The sequence below is a fragment of the Amycolatopsis sp. WQ 127309 genome, from assembly GCF_023023025.1.
GTDB lineage: Bacteria > Actinomycetota > Actinomycetes > Mycobacteriales > Pseudonocardiaceae > Amycolatopsis.
Window position 1 is genome coordinate 10,396,526 of record NZ_CP095481.1, and the last position, 20,618, is coordinate 10,417,143.

The window sequence follows — 20,618 nt, forward strand, 5'->3', positions numbered from 1 at the left end:
TCGGAGCCGTGTGTGGTCCGGTTCACTCCCGAACAGGTGAACATTCCGGCCGTTGCCTTCGACCTGTTCATCTGTCTGGTGTCACCGATATTCCCTGCTCCACCGTGTCCCCCGAACTCGAGGCGGCGATGAGCGCGATGCCGAAGAACACCACCGTCCGGGGTGTTCGGCCTGGGATTGGGGGTCACGGCGTTCACGCTCGGCATGCGGCACGCGTTCGACGCCATCGACGGGTGCTTCACGAACTTCGCCTACGCCTGGGCGTTCGCGCGGCTTCCTGATCGTCGGGCTCTTCGTCCTCACCTGGCTGGCCGCCCTCGCCGTCTGGCACTTCGGCCGCATCGAGGAGAAGTGGAGCCCGCCCGCGGCCCCGGTGCTGCCGTCGAACGCGGAAAACCGGTCGTCGCCGTAGCCATGGAGATTCGGCTACGGCGACGACCGGACGAAGGACTTACTTGTTGGTGCCGGGGGTGAGCACCTTGTCGATGACGAAGACGGTGGCGTTCTTGGTGGGGATGTTGCCGCACAGAATCTTCGCGCCATTGACGGTCATGTTGTCCCCGGTGCCTTCAATCTTCAGCGGCCCACCGGCGGCGTTGAGGCTGTCGAGGGTGCCGGCGGACGCGAGGCCCTTGGCGTCGTAGCGCTTGCCGACGACGTGGTACTGCAGGATCGGCGACAGCTCGGCCGGCTTGCCCGCCAGCTCGTTGAACTTGGCGTCACCCAGCGCGGCGAAGGCCGGGTCGGCCGGCGCGAACACCGTGATGGCCGGCGCGCTGTTGAGGGTGTCGACCAGGTTGGTGGCCTTGACCGCGGCGACCAGCTTGGTCAGCAGCGGGTTGGTCGAGGCGGCGGAGGCGACGGGCTGCGGGCCCATCGAGTCCAGCGAACCGGGCGCGGAACCCTGCGGCAGCTGCGAGCAGGCCGGGCCGAAGACGTCGGCGTTGGTCGTCATGCCATCGGAAGCACCGGCGGCGGCGCTGGTCGACGGGGCGGCCATCGAGGACGACGGGGCCGGGGCGCTGGAGCTGCCCGACGACGCGGTGTCGCTGCCACTGCACGCGGTCAGGGTCAGGGCGGCAGCCGCGGTGAGACCGATTCCGGCAATACGAAGCTTGCTCATGAATTCACTCCAGGGGATTACGCGGTGGAAACGGAACTTCAGCGGTTTCCGTCTTGTTGCTGGTGATTCGGAACCCCCGGGGAACCGGATTGGTTTCGGGGAAGGTTTTCTCAGGCGGCCGTGAACGTGACGTTGTGCCAGCCGGTCGCGCCGTCGGGAACGGTGCCCGCGCGCATGTCGGTCTGGGTGTAGCCGGACTTGTCGGTGGCGCGGCAGAACACCTGGTGCACGCCGGCGGGCAGGTCGACCTCGGTCCACCACATCCGCCAGGTGTTGAGGTTGACCTCCTGCGACAGCGTGGTTTGCTGCCACGGGCCCTGGTCCACGCGCACCTCGACCTTCTCGATCCCGGTGTGCTGGGCCCACGCCACGCCCGCGACGCGCGTCTTCCCCTTGGGGACGCTGGCGAACCCGCGGTGCGAATCGAACCGCGACTCCGTCTTGATCGGCGCTTCCTTGCTCCAGCCGCGCTTCAGCCAGTACGCCTGACGCGCGGCCCACGTCGTGACCTCGATGTCCACGACCCACTTCGTCGCCGACACGTAGCCGAACAGGCCGGGCGTGACGAGCCGGGCGGGAAAACCGTGTTCCAGCGGGAGCGGCTCGCCGTTCATGCCGATGGCGAGCATCGCGCCGCGGCCTCGATCCTGGGCGGCCGCGACGGGCGTGCCGGAGGTCCAGCCGTCGACGCTGGTGCAGAACAGCTGCTCGGCGCCGGGTTTCACGCCGGCTTCCTGCAGCAGGTCGGCCAGGTCGACGCCGATGAAGTTCGACGTCGACACGTAGTCGCCGCCGACCTCGTTGGACACGCACGTCATGGTGACGGTGCGCTCGACCAGCGGCCGGTTGCGGATGTCGTTGTAGCTGTAGCGGATTTCGCGGCCGACCATGCCGTGCAGCCGCAGGCTCCAGTCCTCGGTCCGCACCTGCGGCACCGACAACGCCGTGTCCACGCGGTAGAACTTGTCGTTGGGCGTCAGGAACGGCGGCGTGCCCAGCTTGGCGAAGTCGGCGTCCGCCGGGATCATCGGCGCCGTGCGCGCCGGGACGAGCTTGCCGACCGCCTCCCGGGACGCGGTGGCGTCGCGGGACGAGCTGATCAGCTGCCCGCCGAGACCGGCCGCGCCGGCACCCACGACGACACCCGCGCCGCCGATCAGGAACCGCCGCCGGGACGTGCCGGTCTTCTCGTCGGTCTCCGGGTCGCGCCACACCCGCGGCGCGATCCGGTGCAGGAGAAGGAAAACCGCGACGCCGACGATCAGGCTGGCGACCGGGGCCAGCAGCGCGACCGCGCTCAGGTCCGGGCGCTGGTAGACGGCGAACGCGCCGACCAGGCCGAACACGGCGATGAGCACGGTGCCCGGCACCGGCGACCGTCGCGAAAGGACACCCGCGAGCGCGGCGACGCCCACCATGACCACGGCCATGCTGCCCAGCAGCACGAGCTTGTCGTAGGTGCCGAACGTGCGGACGGCGAAGTCCTTCAGCTCGATCGGCGTGAGGTCGATGGCGCCGTTGCCCACCGCGAGGTAGGGCGAGGCGTTGATGCTGATGAACCCCGCGACCAGGTGCCCGGCCGCCAGTGCGGCGGCCAGGGCGAGGACGCCGGTGAAAGCGGCCGCGAAAAACCGCAGCCGCGTCTTCCCCGGTGGCGCGGGTGTCTCGGGGCGAGCCAGTTCCGTTGCGGTCATACCCGGCGTTCGGCTCTGACCCGCCCAGCGTATTGGTGCCGTGACCTTCCCGACACCCACGATCACCCGAAAGGGGCGTCGGCCGCTCGGCTGGAACAACGACCAATACGCACCGGGGTCGACCTCGAACATCTGAAGACAGGCCGCTCGCAGCGATCCACTGCGTCACAGGCTCGGCTCCGGCCGGGAAGGACTTTCATGGCCGCCGCCGCACGCGCCACCACCGTAACCCTCCTCCATCGACCCACCGGCACCCACCCGGACAACGCGCCCGCCACCCCCGAAGAACTCCTCCGGCGATCCGCGCTGGGCGACGAGCAGGCTTTCGCCCTGCTCTACGACCAGCTCGCGAGCCCGATCTTCGGCACCGTGATGCAGGTCCTGCGCAGCCGCGCGCAGTCCGAAGAGGTCACCCAGGAGGTGCTGCTCGAAATCTGGCGCAAGGCCGCCCAGTTCGACTCCGCGCGGGCGAAGGTCAGCACGTGGGCGCTGACGATCGCCCACCGCCGGGCCATCGACCGGGTCCGCTCCGAGCAGTCCGCCCGCAACCGGCAGGAACGATCCGACCTGCTGGACATGCGACGCCCGTACGACGACGTCGCCGAGTCGACGATGTCCACTGTGGACCGCGACCTGGTCCGGGAGGCGCTGGGCGTGCTCACCGATCTGCAGCGGGAGTCGATCCTGCTCGCCTATTTCCACGGACTCACCTGCCGGGAGGTCGCCGAAAAGCTCGGCGTCGCGATCGGCACCGTCAAAACCCGCATGCGCGACGGCATGATCCGCCTGCGGGACGCGTTGGGAGCGACCCGATGACCACCGCCGAAGCCCACACCCTCACCGGTGCGTACGTCCTCGACGCCGTCACCGACCTCGAACGCGCCGCCTTCGACCGTCACCTGGCCGAGTGCGGGACCTGCGCCGCGGAAGTCCGCGAACTCCGGGAGACCGCCGCGCGCCTCGGTGCCGCGATGACGGCCGTCCCCGGCAACGGCCTGCGCAGCCGGGTGCTCACCGCGGTCGCCGAGACCCGGCAGCTCCCGCCCCGGGTGGCACCCGCCGCCGCGCGACGGACGTGGCGCAAGCGCGCCACGATCGTCACCGCGTCGATCGCGGCCGCCGCCGCGATCCTGGTCGGCGGCGTCGGGATCGGCCTGTCGCAGACCGGCACCACACCGGTTCCGGTCGCCGGCTCCGCCCAGGTCCAGAACGCCTCGGACGCCGTCACCGTCCGGGCCGGCGCGGCCACCGCGATCCTCTCGCGGTCGCTCGGCCGGGTCGTCGTGACCGCCTCGGGGCTGCCCGCGCTCGACGCCGGGCACGCCTACCAGGTCTGGCTGATCGGCCCGCGCGGTCCGCAGTCCGCCGGCCTGCTGCCGGCGGGCGACGGGACGCTCGGCGCGGTCCTGCCGGGCGACACCGACCGGGTCGCCATCACCACGGAGCCCGCGGCGGGCTCGCCGCAGCCGACCACCGCCGCCGTGGCGCGGCTCCCGCTGGCCTGACCGGACCCGTCGTCACAGCGAGGCGGGCGAGCGGGGTACCGCGATCCGGTGCCCCGCTCGCCCGGTCCGCCCGGGCCCACCACTTACGCTGTCCTGGTGCTCCGGACCGACCGGAGGCGGGGAGGCGAGCCCGGTGCCGGACGGCAGACCCGACCTGGTCCTCTGCGACCCGGGGCGGACGGGCGCGTTGCACGACAGCGGGCTCTCGGCCCGCGCGGACAGCGCGATGGACCGGTTCGCCGCCATGGTCCGGGTGCAGCTGCGGGTCCCGGTGGCGCTGGTGTCCCTGGTCGAGCCGGACCGCCAGGTCTTCCCCGGCATGCAGGGGCTCCCCGAGCCGTGGGCCACCGCCCGCCACACCCCGCTCAGCCACTCGTTCTGCCAGCACGTCGTCATCACCGGCGAACCGCTCGTGCTCGCCGACGCCCGCACGGTGGCGCTGACCAGCGACAACCTGGCCATCCCCGACCTCGGCGTCGTCGCCTACGCGGGCATCCCGCTGACCGACACCGACGGCCACGTGCTCGGCTCGCTGTGCGCGATCGACACCCGGCCGCGGACCTGGACCGGCGACGAGATCGCCACCCTGACGGACCTGGCGACGATGTGCGCCACCGAGATCCGCCTGCGCCTGGCCACCCGGCAGAGCAAGCGCGACCGCGACCGCCGGGACGAGCTGGCCACCCAGCTCGACCGCGCCCACGCCCGCAACGAGATCCTGCTCAGCGCCGCACAGGCGCTGGCCGGGAGCCGGACGCTGGCGCAGATCCGCCACGAGATCAGCTGGTTCGTCTCCGCCGAGCACCGGCCGACCTACATCGGGCTGGTCGTCGCCGAGCCCGGCGGGATGCTGCGCCGGGTGCCCGAGCCGGGCCGCCCGGCCCTCGCCGACGCCGAGTTCGGCGTCTTCCGGGCCGACGCCGCCCTGGCCACGGCGAAGGCGTTCCGCGAACGACGGCTGCTGTGCTACGAGGACCCGGCCGCGATCGACGCGGAGTTCCCCGACGCCGTCGGGCGGCTCTACCGCGACCTGCGCCTGCACGCGACGGCCTGTGCGCCGCTCGTCGGCAGCCGGGACGTCCTCGGCGTCCTCACCCTCGGCTGGGACCGGCCGCACGCGCTCGACAGCGCCGAGCGCGCCGTGATCACCACCCTGGCCACCTACACCGCCCAGGCGCTCGAACGCGTCCGCCAGCTCGAGCGGCGGATCAGCGTGGCCCGCGAGCTGCAGGAAGCCATGCTCACGGACCTGCCGTCGGTGCCCGGCCTGCGGCTCGCGGCCCGCTACCGGCCGTCCGAGGTCGACGAAGCCGTCGGTGGCGACTGGTACGACGCCGTCCCGCTCCCCGGCGCGCCGGCCCTGGCCGTGACGGTCGGCGACATCACCGGCCACGACGTCCACGCATCCACGCTGATGGGGCAGGTCCGCAGCATGATGCGCCAGACCGCGTGGAACCTGCCCGACGCCGGCCCGGCCGCGACCGTCGAAGCCCTGGAGGCCGCCCTGACCGGGCTGGACATCCCCGCGAGCGGCACGCTGCTGCACGCGCACCTGAGCCCGGACGGCACCGGCCGCTGGGAGCTGACGAGCACCAACGCGGGCCACCCACCCCCGATCCTGGTCCACGCCGACGGCCGCACAGAGCTGCTCACCGAGCACGACGCGCTCTTCAGCCACCTGGGCTTCCGGACCCGCGACCGCACGGACCAGCGACGGACCCTGGAGCCGGGCGACCTGGTCTTCCTCTACACGGACGGCCTCATCGAACGCCGCGGCGAAGACCTCGACCGGGCCATCGACCGCCTCCGCACGCTGCTCTCCCGGCTGGCCGGCCAGGCCCCAGAGGCCATGGCCGACGCCGCACTGGAGCACATGGTGGAGCCGGGCGGCCACGAGGACGACGTCGTCCTGCTGGCGATCGGCACCTGACACCGGCGCCGTGCTCGTCTCGCTCCGCCCCCGCCAGTGCCGTGGACCGATCGGCGCGGAGGACGGGCTCGGCTACAGGGCGCCGGCGATGTCCGACAGCAGTGCGGTCTTCTTCTTCGCGCCGATGATCTGCTTCACCGGCTCGCCGTTCGCGAACAGGATCATCGTCGGGAGCGACATCACCTGGTAGTCGCGGGCGGTGTCCGGGTTGTCGTCGACGTTCAGCTTCACGAACGTCACGTCGCTCTGTTCGGCCGCGATCTCTTCGAGCACCGGCGTGAGCTTCTTGCACGGTCCGCACCAGGTCGCCCAGAAGTCGACCAGAACGGGCTTCTCGCTGTGGAGGACGTCGGTGGCGAAACTGGCGTCAGTGACTTCCAACATGGCTTCTCCTCATGGTTGTGCTGTGTTCGGCGAGCCGGCGTTCCGCGTCGATCGCGGCGCTGCAGCCGGAGCCGGACGCGGTGATGGTGTCCTTCAGCTTCAGGCCCTCGACCTTTCGTCAGGAAGGTCGCCTCCTCCATCGCCGAGTCGCCACCACCGGCGACCACGATGTCGTGGTCGCGGAAGAAGGTCCGGACCCATGATGCCGTCGCGAAACCCGGGGAAGTTCTCGACCTCGGTCGTCGTCATCAGCGCGCCACCGAACTGCGTGCCCTCGAACACCAGCGGTTCGAGTTGCGCCCGCGCCGCGTAAACGGCAGCGGTGTATCCGGCAGGACCCGACCCGACGACGATCAGGCCCCGCACCTCTTCTTGTCCCTCAAGCATTTCCGTGGTCCTCGCGTGCTCAGTCGAAGGTGAACGAGTAAGCCTGCAGACCCGGGCTGAGCGTCAACGTCAGCTGGCCGGTGTGCAGGTCCGGCGTCTGCGTCAGGCGGTACAGGTTCGGCGTCCCGGACACCTTGATCGTGCGCGACGGGCCGTCGCCGTTCGCGATCGTCACCGTGCCCTCGCCCGCCAGCACCAGGTTCGTGCTCCTGGCCGTGTACCCGAGCCGGACCTCCGCGCCCGCGCCCGCCGTGGACTTCTCGTAGTCGACCGTCCAGTTGCCGGCGAACGCGACCTTGCCGTCCGGCACCACCGACGGGAACGCGTAGCTCGTTTCCTTCTCCAGCGCCAGCGGGGTTCCGCCCGGGGCGTAGGTCTTCGGCAGCTCGCCGCGGCTGAGGTACGTCTCGCGGGTCGTGCGCTGATCCGTCGGCCTGGTGTCGGGCAGGTCGCCCGGCGCCGGCAGGGCCACACCCGGCTTGGCCTGCTGCAGCAGCTGCCGGACCAGGTTCTCCGTCTGGTCGTAGTCGCCTTCACCGAGCTTGAAGTAGCGGACCTGCCCGGTCGCGTCGATCAGGTAGCGCGCCGGCCAGTACTGGTTGCGGAAGTTGTTGAACGTGCTCGTCTCGTTGTCGATCGCCACCGGGTAGGTGATGCCGAACTTCTTCGTCGCGGCCTCGACGTTGCCCTTGTCGTGCTCGAACGCGAACTCCGGCGTGTGCACGCCGACGACTTCGAGACCGTCGGCCTGGTAGCGGGAGTAGAGGTCCTTGATGTGCGGGATGCTGCGCTGGCAGTTGATGCAGGAGTACGTCCAGAAGTCGACCAGCACGACCTTGCCCTTGAGCCCGGCCATCGTCTGCGGCGAGCTGTTGATCCAGGCGTCGATGTTCTCGAACTCCGGCGTCGGCCCGCAGTCGCGCAGCCGGCCCTGGTCGTTGTTCGCGCACTTGTCCAGCGCCTGGTTGCTCGCGTCACCGAGGTTCGACAGCCGCAGCTTGCCGATCGCGTCGCTGCCCTCCACCTTCTCCTGCAACGCACCCGTGTAGTCCGGCAGCTTGGTCTGCAGCAGCGACGGCAGGTCGAAGTACAGCGCCACCGCGAGCAGCAGCATGACGACGCCGCCGATCGCGCGGACCTTGCCGTTGTTCTTGCGGAAGAACTTCACCCGCTCCGAGATCTTGGCCCCCGCCAGAGCGAACACCAGCAGCGGCGCGGTCGCGCCGATCGCGAAGGACACGGTGAGAGCAACCGTCTCGACACCGATCTTGCCGTTGGCCGCGGCGATCGTGATCGCGGTCAGGACCGGTCCGGCGCACGGGACGTACAGCAGCCCGAGCCCCAGCCCGAGGCCGAAGCCGCCGCCGTTGGGGTTGACCTTCCGCTGCGGCAGCTTCGAGAACGGCTTCTCCAGCAGGCGTTCCAGCGGCGGGACCAGCAGGCTCAGGCCCACGACCGACAACACGACCAGCCCGACGATCCGCAGGATGTCGTCCGGCAGGTTCAGCGCCTTGATCAGCAACGAGCCGAGCAGGGTGAAGACGGTGAAGCTCAGCACGAGCCCGCCGATCACCGCGTACGGCCGCCGGTTGCGGGCCCGTTGCTGCTTCCGGGTCGCCACCGCGACCCCGCCGTCCCCCGCGACGTCCGGCTCGGGCGGTGGCTCACCGTCGGCCGTCTTCTTGGCTCCACCGGCGAAGAACACGACCGGCAGCACCGGCAGGATGCACGGCGACACCCCCGTGATCAACCCGCCGAGCAAACCGATCAGGATCAAGGTCCACATCGCCGCACTCCTCCGAAGTCCCCGGCCCGTCGTCCGAGGGCCTGCGTCGGTCATTCGCGGCAGCCACGGCTCCAGGTGGGTACTTTTTTCCGCGTTATCGGTTCGAACAATCCTCTGGATCCGCAAGTGCGGAATACTGGGCCCCGGCGGGGAGGAGGTGGAGATGGAACGGACGCGGGTCGCGGTACTGCTGGACCGCCACCAACCCGGCCGGTCACCGCGCTCGATCGCGGCGTCGGCCGGCCTGCCCTCCCTGGGCGACTGGCTCCGGCCGGGCGAACGGCCCGCCGAGCTCATCCCACCGGAGGCGATGATCCGGGTGGCGATGACGCTCGACCTGCCGGTGTCGATGGTCTCGCGCGCGTTCACCGGGACGTGGTACGACCTCAACGGCTGGGAGTGGAACCACTTCCACCGCGGCGACCGGGTCGTCGTGTTCAGCGCACCCGATCCCGCGACGGGCGCGCGCCAGGCCACCCGCGGCACCGTCCGCGACGTCGACCCGCTCGACATCATCGAGGTCGAGTTCGACGACGGCACCCGCTACAGCCGGATCCCGGAGACCGAGGGCATGATCTGCCACGCGAGCGGCGGGTGCCGCTGCGGCCTTCCCCGGTAACGCGTTTCGGCCGACGGCAAAACGGGCGGGGCACCGGAGGTATCCGGTGCCCCGCCCGTTACGGGGTACGAGGAACAGCTCAGCCGAGGTCGAACAGGCCACCGCCGCCGAGCAGGCCGTCGTCCCAGCCGCCGTCGTGACCGCCGTCGTGACCGTAGTGGCCGCCGGTGATCCGCAGGCCGATCAGGATGCTCAGGTTCAAGCCGTGGTCGTGGTGGTGGTGATCGGCGACCGCGGCGGTCACCTGCGGAGCCGCGGTGGAGGCGGACGCCGCCCCCGGCGCGATCAGCAGGAAGCCGAGTGCCGCGGCCGGCAGTGCGGCGGTCGCCAGGACGCGACGGCGGAGTGTGCTCACGGTGATCTCCTTCTCCTCGAACGAACAACGGACCTGATCCCGGCGGGATCACTGGTCGTTCGCCGCCGCTGTGGGCGAAAGACGGGCACCGGACCGTGGACCACGCCTGTGGGTGACGAGCGGAGTTTCCGGCGAGCACGGTCCACACCGGACGCCGTGATCTCGGCGGCGGACGTTCCGGAAGCACGTCCGTTCACCTGATCGAGTTAATCGTGCGACCGGACCCGTCCGCCGCCGCGGCGGCTGCGAATCCCAGCACGACGCACCGCCGAAACGTTCCGGCGGTCGTGCCGGACCACCGGCACCAGGTAGTCCACAGTGGACTGCTTCAGCCGCTCAATAGGAGTGATCTTTGTGACCAAGCTTCGTGTCGCCGGAATCGGCATCGCCGCGGCTGCCGCCCTGGCCCTGACCGCGTGTGGCAGCAGCGACACCGCGTCGTCGGGCAGCTCCAGCGCCCCGGCCCCGTCGTCCTCGATGGCCGCCCCGTCGACCAGCGCCGCCGCGGGTGCTTCCGATGGCATGACGACCAACGCCGACGTCTTCGGCCCGGCCTGCTCGCAGCTGCCGCAGGGTTCCGCGCCCGGTTCGCTGGACTCGATGGGCCCGCAGCCCGTCGCCTCCGCCGCCTCGACCAACCCGCTGCTGACCAAGCTGGTCGCCGCGGTCAAGGCCACCAACCTGGTCGACACCCTCAACAGCGCGCCGGCCATCACGGTGTTCGCGCCGGCCGACCCGGCCTTTGCCGCGCTGGGTGACGCCAAGTTCAACGAGCTGGCGGGCAAGCCGGCCGAGCTGTCGCCGATCCTGCAGTACCACGTCGTCGGCAAGCGTTACGACGCCAAGGGCCTCGCGTCCGCCGGCACCCTCGACAGCCTCAACGCCGCCGGTGGCCCGCTGAAGATCGAAGGTACCGGCGACAACATGACCGTCAACGGCGCGAAGATCCTCTGCGGCAACATCCCCACCAAGAACGCCACCGTCTTCGTCATCGACAAGGTGCTCACCCCCGGCACCAACAAGCAGTAAGCACTTCCGGGCCTCCACTACCTCCCTTGCGGGTGGCCCGGTGACGACGACCGCCGCAGCCCGGTGATGACCGGAGCTGCGGCGGTCGCGTTGTGCGCGCTGGACAAGCGCGCCCGAAAGACCTGACGGCGGATTGCACGAGTCCGCCGCCGGGGGACGCCGAAGCGGCGGCGTTCCGCCGGTCGTCGCCACCGCCGGATCACTCCAGGGCCGTGGCGGCGACCGGCCCTCCCCGACGCGATTTCCGCGCCCCGCAAGCGATCAGACGGTCTCGCCCAGCATGCCGCGCAGCACTGTCGCGATCGTGCGCCGGTCGGTCACCCCGAGCTTGCCGCGGATGCGGGCCATGTGGTGCTCGACGGTCTTGCCCGAGATGTGGAGCTGTTCCCCGATCTCGCGGTAGGTGTGGCCCTCGACGACCAGCCGGCCGATGTCGCGCTCGCGCGGGGTCAGCGTGGTCGCGGCCGCCGTGTCCGTCGTGGCCGGCTTCGCGGTGGCCCCGGCCGAGAACCTCTTGGCCGCACGCAACAACGTCACCATCGCCGTGCGGTCGGTCGCGCGGATCGCCGCCTGCCCGGCGAGCCTCGCGGCGTCCCACCGGAGCCCGGCGCGGTGCAGCTGCTCCGCGGCGGCCAGCACGGCGTCGCCGTCCACGGTGCCGCCGAGCACCGCGAGCCACGTGTCACCCGCCGCGGCCAGTGCCGGCCCCAGCCGTCCGGACGCCGAGGCGAAGGGACGCAGGGTCTCGCGTGCGGTCTCGCGGTCCCCGGTCACGACCGCGGCGTGGAACACCGACCAGTTCAGCCACGCCGACCACAACGCCGGCGAGCCGAGCCGCTCCAGCAGCGCGACGGCCCGAGCGTGGTGGGACGCGACGCGGAAGCTCTCCTCGACCCGCGCCGCCGCCACGAGCAGCTCGCCGAGGGGCAGCAGCGTGAACAGGTCGACCGGCTGGCGCATCATCGCCTCGTAGGCCGCGGGCCAGCGCGCGCGGACCGCGTCCGGGGTGTCGCTGCGCCGCGCCAGCCCGAGGTCGAGGGCGTGCAGGAAGAGTTCGTCGCGTGGAGCCAGCGGTCCGCGCACGGCCGCGCGGTGGGTTCCGGCGGCGGCCAGGTCGCCGCGGAGCATCGCGGTCCAGCCGAGCAGGAGCGTGTGCCGGTCGCCGCCGGCGGCGCGGGTGAGGACGCCGTGGGCGAGGTCGAACTCGGCGGCGTGCACCGCCACCAGGGCGGCCAGCGCGGCCGGGGAATCCGGCAGGAGGTGACCGGTACCGTCGGCCGCCGCGGAGTCGGCCGCGGCCAGCAGCGTCGCCAGCGCGGCTTCGGGACGGCCGGACACCGACTCCCGGATCCCGTCCAGCAGCTGCCCGGCGACGTGCCCGTAGGCCGGGAGCGGCCCGGCGGCTTCCGGTTCGCCGGGTCTCGCCTCGCCGAGGGCGATGCCGGCTAGGTCGGCCAGCCGTCTCGCGCCCGGCTCCCCCGACCAGCGCAGGAGCTCGGCGCCGCGGGCCAGGTCGCCGCGGCGGGCGATGACCGTCCCCGCGACCAGCGCGCCGCGCGTCCGGTCTTCGGGCGTGGCGGAGTTCAGGAGTTCGTCGCCGAGGGCCAGCGCCGTGTCGAGCCGTCCCGCGCGGACGGACGCGCTGGCCCAGCCCGGGGCCAGCCGCGTCCGCGAGCTGCCACCGCGAGCCGCGGCGGCGTAGAGGTCGGCCGCGAGCGACGGGTCGCCGGCGAGCGCCTCGCCGGCCGCGGCCTCGAGCCCGGCCCGCACGACCTCGCCCGCGGCCCCCAGGCGCAGCAGTTCGCGGGCGACCGGCAGCACCGGCTGCCCGGCGGCCAGCAGGACGTCGAGCATCCGGACCAGCACGGTGAGCTGGCGGTCGACGCCGACGTGCTCGCGCAGGGCGCGCACGACGAGCGGGGGCACGCTGTCGCCGGCCGCGAGGAGCCCGGCGCCGCGGACCCGGGTGACGACCGCGGAGACGTCGTCGCGGTCCAGGTCCAGGGCCGCCGCGAGCAGCTCGAGGTCACGGCCGCTCCCGGCGCCGGCCACGACGAGGTAGGTCCGGCCCGGTTCGCCGAGCAGGTCCAGCTCCGAGCGCAGCTCGTCGATCAGCTCCCCCGCGCCGGACAGCCGCAGCCAGTGCGTCACCAGCCGGGGCAGCCCCGCCGTAGCCCGCTGGGCCGACGCGGCCTGATCGCGCGTGAGGGACCGGCCGAGCGTCTCCTGGGCGAACCGGGCAATGTCGTCGGCGGCCCACGCGGTGAGCCGGATGTGCCGGGTGCCCGGGAGGATCAGCTCCGCGGCGAGGGCGCCCGGCGCCCCGGGCGTGTGCGTGAGCACCAGCCGGTCCGTCGCCCCGGCCAGCCCGGCGAGCGTCGCGCGGGCCGCGCCGTCGAGGGTGTCGGCGTCGTCGAGCAGGATCGCCGCGCCGGGCGGGACCGGCCGCTCGGCGAGCGTGTCCCGGCCGATCACCGCGACGCCGGCGTCGCGGTAGTGCCGGCCGATCGCGCTCAGCATCGTCGACTTCCCGTGGCCGGGCGGGCCGGACAGGATCACCCGGACCGGGTCCGCCGGTCGGGTGGCGATCCCGGTCAGCAGGTCACGCAGCTGCGGGGGCAGCAGCTCCTTCACGACGGTCGCACCTCCGAACCCGGCGACCCGTTCTGGTCACCGCAAGAGGTTCGGGCCAGCACGGGCGCGCAGATGGGCGGTTCGACCCCGGGTTCGCGGACGAGACCTGCGCCACACCGGCGCCCGATCCCCTAACGGCTGAGGCGTCCCCCTCAGGGGTGGTCAAGATCGTGACTAGGCGTCAGACCTGATGTGGCCGCCACCGGGCCGGCCTTAGCGTCGGTGCGGTCGATGATCCCCGTGATCGGCGACGTCACCTGCCCCCCACAGAGAGCCTGGTCGATGAACCCCGCGCAGTCGCTGTACGAATTCACGCTCAACCTGCTCAACGACCCGTCCGCCCGCGGCTCCTTCGGCCAGGACCCGCAGCAGACGCTGAACGACGCGGGCCTCGGCGACATCTCCGGCGCCGACCTGCACGACATCCTCCCGCTCGTGCTCGACTTCGCGCCCGTCGGCAACCTGGGCGGCGAGAACGGCCTCGACCTCGGCTCCATCACCGGCCAGGCCAGCGCGATCGAGCAGCTCAAGGCCCTCACGCAGAACCTGGCCCTCGGCGACGCCACCTCCGAGAACAACGTGCTCGGCGCGGTGAGCGGGATGACCGCCCTCACCCAGAACATCACCGACCCGTTCTCCGCCGCGGGCGACCTCGCCGGCAGCATCGACCACGTCGGCGGCGGCCAGCTCGACCCGGTCACCACCGTGACCGGCGCGGTCGGCGACGTCACCGGGCACGTGGCCGGCGGCGACGTCACCGGCGCCCTCGACGGTGGCAACCTCACCTCGGGCCTGCAGAACGTCTCCGGCCTCACCTCGGCCGTCGACGGCGCGCAGGGCGTCGGCTCGACGATCGGCGACCTCACCGGCTCGCTGGGCGCGAACACCGGCCTGGAGCACACCGTCGGCGATGTCGTGAACCAGGCGACCGCGCACCTGGGCGACGTCTCGCACAACGGCACCCTCGGCGACGTCACCACCCACCTGGGCGATGTCACCAGCCACGTCGGCGACATCGCCTCGCACGGCGACGTGTCCGGCGTCTCCGACGTCCACGACGTCGTCGGCAACATCGGCGACGGCGCGCTGAGCGGCTCCATCGGCGCCGACCTGAGCCACCTGTCCATCGGCTCCGGCAACGACTTCCACCTGCCCCACTGACCTTTCCGGTCACCGCACGAGGCCTTCCGGTACGCCGGAGGGCCTCGTGCCGTCGGGGCGTCGAACAGCCCTGGGTCGCCCTGCTCGTCTGCCGGGGCAGGTGACCGATGTGGACACGCGTGGTGATCGACGACAGTCCCGCGTCGAGCAGGCGCAGCACCTGGGCCCGGGTCCAGCCGGTCGTCGCGGCGACCTCAGGACGGCGTCGGCGAGGGCCGCCTCCAGCAGCGCCGCGTCGCACCGCGGCCCCGGCTCGGCCCGCAGCGCCCGGACCACCAACACCCGGATCCGGCGCGCGGAAGCCACGTTCCCGGCGGGTTCGCCCGGCACCGCGGGCAGCAGCCGCACGCACAGCCGGCGGGCGACCCCTGGACGGAAGACGATCACCCGATCCGGCGATCCACACCAATCCGCGATCGGCGCGGCCCCGAAAGGGGAAGGTCCACGAAGGATCCGCCCAGCGCCGGGAATCCGACGGTGGGTTACGCCCGCCCTGCGCGGGCGGGGAGGAGTTCGTCCGTGTTTGGCAAGCGTTACGCCGCTTCGATGATCAACCGGAGCGCGGAGAACGACCAGGACCGCCGCCGCTTCCTCAAGGCCGCCGGTATGACCGGGCTCGGCGTCGTCGGCGCCGGTGCGCTCGGCGGTCTCACCAACGGGACCGCGTCCGCGGCCACCGCACGACCGGCCGCGGCCGCCGCGGCGGCCGCGGCGAGCGGGGTGAGCGACGGGGCGGTGCTCAACTTCGCCCTCAACCTCGAGTACCTCGAAGCCGAGTTCTACCTGCACGCCGTCACCGGCAAGGGCCTCGCCGACGCGATGACCACCGGCACCGGCACCCGCGGCGGCGTCACCGGCGGCCGCGCGGTGAAGTTCAAGACCAAGGCCGCCAAGCAGTACGCGCAGGAGATCGCCGGCGACGAGAAGGCGCACGTCCAGTTCCTGCGTTCCGCCCTCGGCTCCGCCGCCGTCAGCCGCCCCGCGATCGACCTGCAGTCCAGCTTCACCGCCGCGGCCCAGGCCGCCGGCCTGGTCAAGCCCGGCCGCAGCTTCGACGCCTTCGCGTGCGAGGAGAACTTCCTGCTCGCCGCGTTCCTCTTCGAAGACGTCGGCGTCACGGCCTACAAGGGCGCCGCGCCCTTGATCACCAACAAGACCTACCTCGAAGCCGCGGCGGGCATCCTCGCCGTCGAGGCCTACCACGCGGCCAACATCCGCAGCGCGCTCTACCAGCACAACGAAGGCATCCTCGGGCTCGGCCTGCTCGGCCGCGACCTCCGGGAGGCCAGCGTGAAGCTGTCCAACGCGCGGGACAGCCTCGACGGCCCGACCGACGACGACCAGGGCGTCATCGACAGCCACGGCAACGCCAACATCGTCCCCACCGACGCCAACGGCATCGCCTACAGCCGCTCCCCCGGTCAGGTCCTCAACATCGTCTACCTGACGAACAAGGCCGCCACCTCCGGCGGGTTCTTCCCCAAGGGCGTCAACGGCGAAGTGAACACCAGCGCCGCCAACTGAGCACCGGCCGCGGCGGGTGCCGGGTTCCGTCGGGGAATCCGGCACCCACCGCGTCCTGCCCGGAAAGGAGATCACGATGTTCGGACTCAGCGCCGAGCACCTGCTCGTCCTGCTCGTGGCCGCGCTGTTCATCATCGGCCCCGAACGGCTGCCCGGCGCGCTCACCACCGTCCGCAAAGCCGTGGTGAAGGGCAAGAACGCCCTCGGCGCGATGCAGCAGCAGATCACCGACGAGGTCGGGCCCGAGTTCGAGCAGCTGCGCAAACCCCTGCGGGAGCTCAATCAGCTGCGCGGCATGGATCCCCGCGCCGCGTTGACCCGGTTCGTCCTGGATCCGGCGCCGGCTCCGGTTGTGCCTGCCGTGCCTCGTGCGCCCAAAGTGTCCGGTGTGGACATGGAAGCCACCTGATTCCCGGCCGCACCACGCAAACCGTTCCGCTCGCCGTCACGCCGCGCTCGTCGAAGTGGCCGACGCGCCTGGCGGGGTCGGGCCGGTCGGCTGGGGCTCGAACCCCGGCCAAAGGCCAGTGCACCAGCACGCGCGGCTCAGCCGGCGACGACGTCGGCCCACACCGTCTTGCGGGCGGTGCCGTGCGTGACGACGCCCCACCGGCGGCTGATCGCGTCGACGAGCAGGAGCCCCCGCCCCCGCGTGTCGCCCGGCGACGACCCGCCGAGCCGTAGCCCGAGGTCCGGCCGCGGGTCGTCGACCTCCAGCCGGACCGGGGAACGGCGAGCCCGGTACCGGACGCGCAGCGCCTGCACGCCGTGGGCGTGGTCCAGCGCGTTGGTGACCAGCTCGGTCGCCAGCAGCAGGACGTCCTGGACACCGTCGGGCGAGGCGCCCTTGAGCACGCGTCGCAGCCACCCCCGCATGGCCGCGAGGTCGGGTACGGCACCGGCCTCGAAGCGGTATTCACGAGTGGACTGGTCCGGGTCGTCCATGAGGTCCTTTGCCGAGCGATGGGGAGCCGACGACTGCGTCTCCCCCCGGGGTTACCCGGACGACCGGCGATTACTCGCGAACCGGGCCATCAGCGCGAGCCGGCGTGCACCGTGGGCCGGTAGACCAGCTCCTGCGTGCGGCCGTCCAGGGTCCGGGTCTCCAGCAGCTCCAGATCGAAGTCGGCCGCGCCGTGGAAGATCGGGGCCTGTCCCGTCCGGCCGCTGATCACCGGGAAGAGCGTCACCTGGACGCGGTCCACCAGCCCGGCCGCCAGCAGGGCGCGGTTCAGCGACAGGCCCCCGTGGGACCGCAACGGGACGTCGGACTCCTCCTTGAGCCGGGTGACGACGTCGACCGCGTCGCCGGTCACCACCGTCGCGTCCGGCCAGCCCAGGGGCTCTCGCAGGGTGCTCGACAGGACCGTCGCCGGGAGGTTCCGCATCCTCGTGACCCACGGGTCGGAGACCTCGGCGGGACTCGCGGCCAGCATCGCCACGTGCTCCCGGAACGTGCCGGCGCCGAAGACCATCCGCTGCTCTTCGTCGTACAAGGCGTGGCGGCGGGCGAGCAGCTCGGGGCCCTGCTTGCCCCAGTAGCCACCCCAGTCGCCGTGGTGGGAGCCGAAGCCGTCGAGGGTGGAAAAGACGTCGAACGTGTACGTGGCGGTCATGGCGTTCTCCTCGCGAGCGGTGCGCGGGGACCGGTCCGGTGCCGGCCTCTCACCTCCACCACGAACGCACTCGCCGCCATCCGACACCGCGGGGTCGGGCGGCGCTCAGCGCAGCTGGACGCGCCCCAGCAGGCGGTCGACGACCTCGGCCAGCGGCTGCTCGCCCGGACCTTCCAGCCACCGCACGATCCCGGTCCGCACGACCGCGAGGAACGTCGCCGTCATGAGGCGGGCCAGTTCGTCGTCGACGCGGCCGCCGCGGGCGAGCAGCACCGCCGTGAGGTCGCGTTCCAGGGCGATCTGGTCGCCGGCCTGCTGCGCCAGCAGCGACGGGTGCCGCCGGAGCAGCCGCAGCTGCGCCACCCACTGGGGGTCGGGCACGGGCCGCGCCTGGTAGAGCCCGCGGCTCGCCGCGCGCAGCGCCGCCCACGGCTCCTCGCCGGCCGGCCTGCTCTCGACCAGGGCCACCAGCTCCCGGGTCCGCTCGCGGTCGGCGTGCAGGATCGCGTCTTCCTTGTTCGCGAAGTAGTTGGAGAACGTCCGCCGGGACACGCCCACCTCGTCGGCGATGTCCTCGACGGTGACGCCGTCGAGGCCGCGCTCCACCGCCAGCCGCAGCGCCGCCTCGTGCAGCGACTGCCGCGTCGCCGCCTTCTTGCGCGTGCGCAGCGTGTCGAGGGTGTCCATGCCGACAGCTTAACGACGGGCCCATAGTGCCCATTGCGCAAGTTTGCACAGTGGGCAATAATTTACGGAGACGTGAAGGAGTCCTGTGAAAGCGGAGAGAAACGAGGCGGGCGCGATGCGGCACCGCGAGGTGCTGGAGTCGCTGTCCGGGCTGCTGCTCGCGCTGTTCGTGGCCATGATCAGCTCGACGGTCGTCTCGACCTCGCTGCCGCTGATCATCGGCTCGCTGAACGGCACCCAGACCCAATACACGTGGGTGGTCACGGCCACCCTGCTGGCAGCCACGGCCACGACCCCGATCTGGGGCAAGCTCGCCGACCTGTTCAACAAGAAGACGCTGGTCCAGGTCGCGATCGTGATCTTCGTGGCCGGGTCGACGATCAGCGGCTTCAGCCAGGACACCGGGCAGCTCATCGCCGCCCGCGCGTTCCAGGGCATCGGCGTCGGCGGCCTGCAAGCCCTGGTCCAGGTCGTGATCGCGGCGATCATCCCGCCGCGGGAACGCGGCCGGTACAACGGCTACCTCGGCGCCGTGATGGCGGTGGCGACGGTCGGTGGCCCGCTGCTGGGCGGCCTGATCGTGGACGTGCCGTGGCTCGGCTGGCGCTGGTGCTTCTTCGTCGGCGTGCCGATCGCGGCGCTCGCGTTCGTCGTCCTGCAGCGCACGCTCAAGCTGGAGACCGTGCGCCGCGACGACGTCCGGGTCGACTACCTAGGCGCCGGCCTCATCGCCGCGGGCGTGAGTGTCCTGCTGATCTGGGTTTCCTTCGTGGGCAACACCTTCGCCTGGGGCTCCTGGCAGACCGCCGTGATGGTGGCGGGCGGTCTCGTGCTCCTCGCGCTGGCCGTGCTGGTGGAGCTGAAGGTCCGCGAACCCGTGGTACCGCTGAAGATCGTCGTCCAGCGCACCCCCGCGCTGGCGATCATCGCCAGCCTCGCGGTCGGCATGGCCATGTTCGGCGGCGCGGTGTTCCTCGGCCAGTACTTCCAGATCGGCCGCGGCTTCTCGCCCACCGAGGCCGGTCTGCTGACCATGCCGATGATGGCCGGTGTGCTGGTCTCCTCGACCGTCTCCGGCCGGTTGATCAGCCGCACCGGCAAGATCAAGCCCTACATCGTGGCCGGCAGCGTGATCCTGGTGGCCGGGTTCCTCGTGCTGGGCCTGGTCGACCACGCCACGTCACTGTGGCTGATCGGCGTCGCGATGGCCGTCGTCGGCGTCGGGGTCGGCATGACCATGCAGAACCTCGTGCTGGCCGTGCAGAACGACGTGCCCCTGCGCGACCTCGGCTCGGCGAGCGCGTCGGTCACGTTCTTCCGGTCACTCGGCGGCACCATCGGCATTTCGGTGCTGGGCGCCGTCCTGGCGAACCGGGTGACGGCCGACCTGTCCGCGGCGCTGCACGTGCCCGCGGGCCAGGCGTCGACCGGCGGCGTCAGCGCGTTGAACCTCAAAGCCCTGCCGCCGCAGGTGCAGACGGTCGTCCACACCGTCTACGGCGACGCGACCGCGCACATCTTCCTGATCTCCGCGGCGGTGGCGGTCGTCGGCGTGATCGCGGCGCTGCTGCTCAAGCCGATCACCCTGCGCACGACGATCGACGTCGAGCGGAAGACCGAAGCGCCGGTCGCGGGGTAGGTGGCCACGATGAGCCCCGCCGAGCTCGACGCGTTCGGGTCCAACGCGTTCGGGTCCAGTGCATTCGGGTCCAGTGCTTTCGAGTCCACTGTGGAGCGGTTCGGCCCGCGCCGGGGCCCGGCGGCGCGGGCCATCCTGGCCGGGGTCGACGGCTCCGACACCGCGATGCGGGCGGCCGCCTACGCTTTCGGCCTGACGCGGCGCCAAGGCGGCCGGCTGATCGTCGCCTTCATCGCGCGACACTCGGCCCTGACGACCCTCGGGCCGCCGGTCGCCGCCGCCGTCGAGCACGACACGACGTGGCAGGTCTACACCGAGCTGCGCGACCAGATCCGGTCGGGCGCCGAAGAACTCGAGGTGCCGGTGACGCTCCTCAAGATGTTCGGCGACCCGTACACGGCGTTGCGCGACACCGCCGATCGCTGCCAGGTGGACACGGTCGTCGTCGGCGCGTCGCAGAAGGCGGGTCACCGCTTCGCGGGCTCGGTCGCCACGAAGCTGATCAGGGCGGGCCACTGGCCGGTGCTGGTGGTGCCCTGAGGACA

General features: G+C 71.9%; 19 protein-coding genes and 1 pseudogene. 10 read left to right on the forward strand and 10 right to left on the reverse strand.

Annotated features, from left to right (window positions below; translation table 11 throughout):
* Positions 1-451 precede the first annotated feature (451 nt).
* Positions 452-1,123: a fasciclin domain-containing protein gene (locus MUY22_RS45845; protein WP_247054301.1), complete on the reverse strand. Its 672-nt coding sequence runs from the start codon at positions 1,121-1,123 to the stop codon at positions 452-454.
* Positions 1,124-1,233: 110 nt separating this feature from the next.
* The gene (locus tag MUY22_RS45850) at positions 1,234-2,817 is read right to left on the reverse strand and encodes a molybdopterin-dependent oxidoreductase (protein WP_247054303.1); all 1,584 of its coding nucleotides are present in this window, start codon (positions 2,815-2,817) and stop codon (positions 1,234-1,236) included.
* 198 nt (positions 2,818-3,015) lie between these two features.
* Here MUY22_RS45850 and sigK point away from each other — a divergent pair, with 198 nt between their 5' ends.
* The 3 genes from sigK (at position 3,016) to MUY22_RS45865 (ending at position 6,252) form a co-directional block, all read left to right on the forward strand.
* Complete coding sequence (gene sigK / locus MUY22_RS45855) at positions 3,016-3,633, forward strand: ECF RNA polymerase sigma factor SigK (RefSeq protein WP_247054305.1); 618 nt, start codon at positions 3,016-3,018, stop codon at positions 3,631-3,633.
* Positions 3,630-4,322 carry an anti-sigma factor domain-containing protein gene (locus MUY22_RS45860; RefSeq protein ID WP_247054307.1) on the forward strand — a complete coding sequence of 231 codons (693 nt, stop codon included), beginning with the start codon at positions 3,630-3,632 and terminating at the stop codon, positions 4,320-4,322. Before sigK ends, MUY22_RS45860 begins: the two co-directional genes overlap by 4 nt.
* 133 nt (positions 4,323-4,455) lie before the next feature.
* Positions 4,456-6,252, forward strand: coding sequence for a GAF domain-containing SpoIIE family protein phosphatase (locus tag MUY22_RS45865; protein WP_247054309.1), 1,797 nt, complete (start codon positions 4,456-4,458; stop codon positions 6,250-6,252).
* A gap of 72 nt (positions 6,253-6,324) precedes the next feature.
* On the opposite strand, the gene trxA is transcribed toward MUY22_RS45865, so the two are convergent.
* The 3 genes and pseudogenes from trxA to MUY22_RS45880 form a co-directional block, all read right to left on the reverse strand.
* Complete coding sequence (gene trxA / locus MUY22_RS45870) at positions 6,325-6,636, reverse strand: thioredoxin (protein WP_247054311.1); 312 nt, start codon at positions 6,634-6,636, stop codon at positions 6,325-6,327.
* 153 nt (positions 6,637-6,789) lie between these two features.
* Positions 6,790-7,023: pseudogene (locus MUY22_RS45875) on the reverse strand (FAD-dependent oxidoreductase); the annotation flags it as partial.
* 19 nt (positions 7,024-7,042) lie between these two features.
* The gene (locus MUY22_RS45880; protein ID WP_247054313.1) at positions 7,043-8,809 is read right to left on the reverse strand and encodes a cytochrome c biogenesis protein DipZ; all 1,767 of its coding nucleotides are present in this window, start codon (positions 8,807-8,809) and stop codon (positions 7,043-7,045) included.
* A 163-nt stretch (positions 8,810-8,972) separates the two neighbouring features.
* Here MUY22_RS45880 and MUY22_RS45885 point away from each other — a divergent pair, with 163 nt between their 5' ends.
* Positions 8,973-9,428: a hypothetical protein gene (locus MUY22_RS45885; protein WP_247054315.1), complete on the forward strand. Its 456-nt coding sequence runs from the start codon at positions 8,973-8,975 to the stop codon at positions 9,426-9,428.
* 79 nt (positions 9,429-9,507) lie between these two features.
* Here MUY22_RS45885 and MUY22_RS45890 read toward each other — a convergent pair whose 3' ends face one another.
* Entirely contained in the window at positions 9,508-9,783 is a 276-nt protein-coding gene (locus tag MUY22_RS45890; protein ID WP_247054317.1) for a hypothetical protein, read from the reverse strand.
* Between the two features lie 354 nt (positions 9,784-10,137).
* Between MUY22_RS45890 and MUY22_RS45895 the strand changes: the two genes are divergently transcribed.
* Complete coding sequence (locus MUY22_RS45895) at positions 10,138-10,812, forward strand: fasciclin domain-containing protein (RefSeq protein WP_247054319.1); 675 nt, start codon at positions 10,138-10,140, stop codon at positions 10,810-10,812.
* Positions 10,813-11,073: 261 nt separating this feature from the next.
* Here the strand turns inward: MUY22_RS45895 and MUY22_RS45900 are convergent, their stop codons facing one another.
* A complete protein-coding gene (locus tag MUY22_RS45900) occupies positions 11,074-13,446 on the reverse strand; it encodes a LuxR C-terminal-related transcriptional regulator (protein WP_247054320.1) in 2,373 nt (790 codons plus the stop codon).
* Positions 13,447-13,728: 282 nt separating this feature from the next.
* On the opposite strand from MUY22_RS45900, the gene MUY22_RS45905 reads away from it, so the two are divergent.
* The 3 genes from MUY22_RS45905 to MUY22_RS45915 all read left to right on the forward strand — a co-directional run bounded on the left by MUY22_RS45905 (position 13,729) and on the right by MUY22_RS45915 (position 16,540).
* Positions 13,729-14,607, forward strand: a complete 879-nt coding sequence (locus MUY22_RS45905; RefSeq protein ID WP_247054322.1) for an IniB N-terminal domain-containing protein — start codon at positions 13,729-13,731, stop codon at positions 14,605-14,607.
* 519 nt (positions 14,608-15,126) lie between these two features.
* Positions 15,127-16,131, forward strand: a complete 1,005-nt coding sequence (locus MUY22_RS45910) for a ferritin-like domain-containing protein (protein ID WP_247054324.1) — start codon at positions 15,127-15,129, stop codon at positions 16,129-16,131.
* Positions 16,132-16,207: 76 nt separating this feature from the next.
* On the forward strand, positions 16,208-16,540 hold the full coding sequence (locus MUY22_RS45915; RefSeq protein ID WP_247054326.1) for a Sec-independent protein translocase TatB: 333 nt from the start codon (positions 16,208-16,210) through the stop codon (positions 16,538-16,540).
* A gap of 137 nt (positions 16,541-16,677) precedes the next feature.
* On the opposite strand, the gene MUY22_RS45920 is transcribed toward MUY22_RS45915, so the two are convergent.
* The 3 genes from MUY22_RS45920 to MUY22_RS45930 all read right to left on the reverse strand — a co-directional run bounded on the left by MUY22_RS45920 (position 16,678) and on the right by MUY22_RS45930 (position 18,434).
* The gene (locus MUY22_RS45920) at positions 16,678-17,076 is read right to left on the reverse strand and encodes an ATP-binding protein (protein WP_247054328.1); all 399 of its coding nucleotides are present in this window, start codon (positions 17,074-17,076) and stop codon (positions 16,678-16,680) included.
* 89 nt (positions 17,077-17,165) lie between these two features.
* Positions 17,166-17,747 carry a dihydrofolate reductase family protein gene (locus MUY22_RS45925; RefSeq protein WP_247054330.1) on the reverse strand — a complete coding sequence of 194 codons (582 nt, stop codon included), beginning with the start codon at positions 17,745-17,747 and terminating at the stop codon, positions 17,166-17,168.
* Between the two features lie 105 nt (positions 17,748-17,852).
* Entirely contained in the window at positions 17,853-18,434 is a 582-nt protein-coding gene (locus MUY22_RS45930) for a TetR/AcrR family transcriptional regulator (RefSeq protein WP_247054332.1), read from the reverse strand.
* Between the two features lie 115 nt (positions 18,435-18,549).
* On the opposite strand from MUY22_RS45930, the gene MUY22_RS45935 reads away from it, so the two are divergent.
* Together MUY22_RS45935 and MUY22_RS45940 are read left to right on the forward strand one after the other, a co-directional pair.
* Entirely contained in the window at positions 18,550-20,073 is a 1,524-nt protein-coding gene (locus MUY22_RS45935; protein WP_247064438.1) for an MFS transporter, read from the forward strand.
* Positions 20,074-20,082: 9 nt separating this feature from the next.
* Entirely contained in the window at positions 20,083-20,613 is a 531-nt protein-coding gene (locus tag MUY22_RS45940) for a universal stress protein (protein WP_247054334.1), read from the forward strand.
* Positions 20,614-20,618: the final 5 nt, after the last annotated feature.

Excerpts from the sequence above, each read along its gene's own strand:
- MUY22_RS45940 (WP_247054334.1), top strand. The coding sequence starts at position 20,083 with ATGAGCCCCGCCGAGCTCGACGCGTTCGGGTCCAACGCGTTCGGGTCC.
- sigK (WP_247054305.1), top strand. The coding sequence starts at position 3,016 with ATGGCCGCCGCCGCACGCGCCACCACCGTAACCCTCCTCCATCGACCC.
- MUY22_RS45915 (WP_247054326.1), top strand. The coding sequence starts at position 16,208 with ATGTTCGGACTCAGCGCCGAGCACCTGCTCGTCCTGCTCGTGGCCGCG.
- MUY22_RS45935 (WP_247064438.1), top strand. The coding sequence starts at position 18,550 with ATGCGGCACCGCGAGGTGCTGGAGTCGCTGTCCGGGCTGCTGCTCGCG.
- MUY22_RS45850 (WP_247054303.1), bottom strand. The coding sequence starts at position 2,817 with ATGACCGCAACGGAACTGGCTCGCCCCGAGACACCCGCGCCACCGGGG.
- MUY22_RS45845 (WP_247054301.1), bottom strand. The coding sequence starts at position 1,123 with ATGAGCAAGCTTCGTATTGCCGGAATCGGTCTCACCGCGGCTGCCGCC.
- MUY22_RS45930 (WP_247054332.1), bottom strand. The coding sequence starts at position 18,434 with ATGGACACCCTCGACACGCTGCGCACGCGCAAGAAGGCGGCGACGCGG.
- MUY22_RS45860 (WP_247054307.1), top strand. The coding sequence starts at position 3,630 with ATGACCACCGCCGAAGCCCACACCCTCACCGGTGCGTACGTCCTCGAC.
- trxA (WP_247054311.1), bottom strand. The coding sequence starts at position 6,636 with ATGTTGGAAGTCACTGACGCCAGTTTCGCCACCGACGTCCTCCACAGC.
- MUY22_RS45885 (WP_247054315.1), top strand. The coding sequence starts at position 8,973 with ATGGAACGGACGCGGGTCGCGGTACTGCTGGACCGCCACCAACCCGGC.
- MUY22_RS45880 (WP_247054313.1), bottom strand. The coding sequence starts at position 8,809 with ATGTGGACCTTGATCCTGATCGGTTTGCTCGGCGGGTTGATCACGGGG.
- MUY22_RS45905 (WP_247054322.1), top strand. The coding sequence starts at position 13,729 with ATGAACCCCGCGCAGTCGCTGTACGAATTCACGCTCAACCTGCTCAAC.
- MUY22_RS45925 (WP_247054330.1), bottom strand. The coding sequence starts at position 17,747 with ATGACCGCCACGTACACGTTCGACGTCTTTTCCACCCTCGACGGCTTC.
- MUY22_RS45920 (WP_247054328.1), bottom strand. The coding sequence starts at position 17,076 with ATGGACGACCCGGACCAGTCCACTCGTGAATACCGCTTCGAGGCCGGT.